Below are 1,705 nucleotides of genomic sequence, written 5' to 3' on the forward strand. Positions count from 1 at the left end.
CCCGGCCACCGTCCCCATGGTCCCGGTCGACGTGCACGGCATCGCGGTCGGTTGCTCCGCCCACATCGGCCGGTACGGCTACGTGGCCTCCGCCCCGTACACGGCATCCGGCGCCCGCACCCCGCTCGTCATCAGCTGGCTGGACGCCGAGCAGCTCGCGGCCGTCGACGCCACCGAGTACCCCAACTACCGCCGCGTCCTGCTGCCCGGCAGCCGGTACCCGATGGTCATGCCGTCCGGCGAGCGGCTCCGCGGTGCGTACCTCTACGTCGGCGAGCGCGGAGTGCTGATGTCCCCGGACGGCACCGAACGCCCCCTCCCCGGCGGCGGCGACCAGAGCGCCCTGCTCACCCGGCTGCTCGCCGGTTCACTGCGGCTGCGCGCGCTCCTCGGCCCGGACCCCCGCGCCTGGGTCACCCGCGCGGGCGCCGACCCCGCCGTACGCGGAACCGGCACCCGGATCTTCCAGGAGGAGGGCTGGGCGCTGCCGCAGCCCGACCTCCTCCGCTGCCCGCAGGACGGGTAGCACGGCGGGTCCGGAGGGCCCGGCGGCCCCAAGAGTTACGATGCGCTCTCATCTTCCGAGTAACGGGAACCGTCAACACGCCGTTATCCTCCTAACCCTCACGGGGCGAGCACGCCCGACCCATGCTCATGAGGGGCGGAGAATGATCGAGGCAGTCGGCCTGACGAAGCGCTACGGCGCCAAGACGGCCGTGTACAACCTGTCCTTCCAGGTGAGGCCCGGCGCCGTCACCGGCTTTCTCGGGCCCAACGGGTCGGGCAAGTCCACCACCATGCGGATGATCCTGGGCCTCGACGAGCCCACCGCCGGTCATGTCACGGTCGGCGGCTACCCGTTCCGCAAGCTGCCCAACGCCCCCCGCCAGGTGGGCGCGCTGCTCGACGCCAAGGCGGTGCACGGCGGCCGCAGCGCCCGCCAGCACCTGCTCTGCCTGGCCCAGCTGTCCGGCATCCCGGCCCGCCGGGTGGACGAGGTGCTGGGCGTGGTGGGCCTCCAGAACGTGGCACGCAAGCGCTCCAAGGGCTTCTCGCTCGGCATGGGCCAGCGGCTGGGCATCGCGGCCGCCCTCCTCGGCGACCCGCAGGTGCTGCTCTTCGACGAGCCGGTCAACGGCCTGGACCCCGAGGGCATCCTCTGGGTCCGCAACTTCATGAAGCAGCTGGCCTCCGAGGGCCGCACCGTCTTCGTCTCCAGCCATCTGATGAGCGAGATGGCGCTCACCGCCGACCATCTGATCGTGATCGGGCGCGGGCAGTTGCTCGCCGATATGAGCGTCAAGGACTTCATCTCCTACAACTCCGCGGACTTCGCTCGCGTCCGCACCCCCGAGGGCGACCCGGGACAGCGCGAGAAGCTGACCGCCGCGCTGAGCGAGGCGGGCGGCCAGGTGCTGCCGGAGCAGGACGGCGCGCTGCGGGTCACCGGGCTGCCGCTGCCGCGCATCAGCGACCTGGCGCATGGGGCGGACGTACGGCTGTGGGAGCTCTCCCCGCACCAGGCGTCGCTGGAAGAGGCGTACATGCGGATGACGCAGGGCGCGGTGGACTACCGCTCGACCATCGACGAGCGCGCCGCCCTGCAGCAGCAGCTGCCGGGCGCGGTGCCGCAGGGCGCACCGTACGGCTATGCGCCGGGCGCTCCGGCACAGCAGATGGGCTTCCCGCCGGGGAGCGTACTGCC

The 1,705-nt window shown here is 72.4% G+C and carries 1 protein-coding gene and 1 pseudogene; both read left to right on the top strand.

Annotation, left to right across the window (positions count from 1 at the left end; translation table 11 throughout):
- Positions 1 to 526, top strand: a pseudogene (locus GWI24_RS44070) (hypothetical protein); the annotation flags it as partial.
- A 142-nt stretch (positions 527 to 668) separates the two neighbouring features.
- The coding region (locus tag GWI24_RS44075) for an ABC transporter ATP-binding protein (RefSeq protein ID WP_247617730.1) at positions 669 to 1,705 on the top strand (1,037 nt) is incomplete at its 3' end.

This window comes from Streptomyces sp. MK37H (assembly GCF_018035285.1).
Classification (GTDB): domain Bacteria; phylum Actinomycetota; class Actinomycetes; order Streptomycetales; family Streptomycetaceae; genus Streptomyces; species Streptomyces endocoffeicus.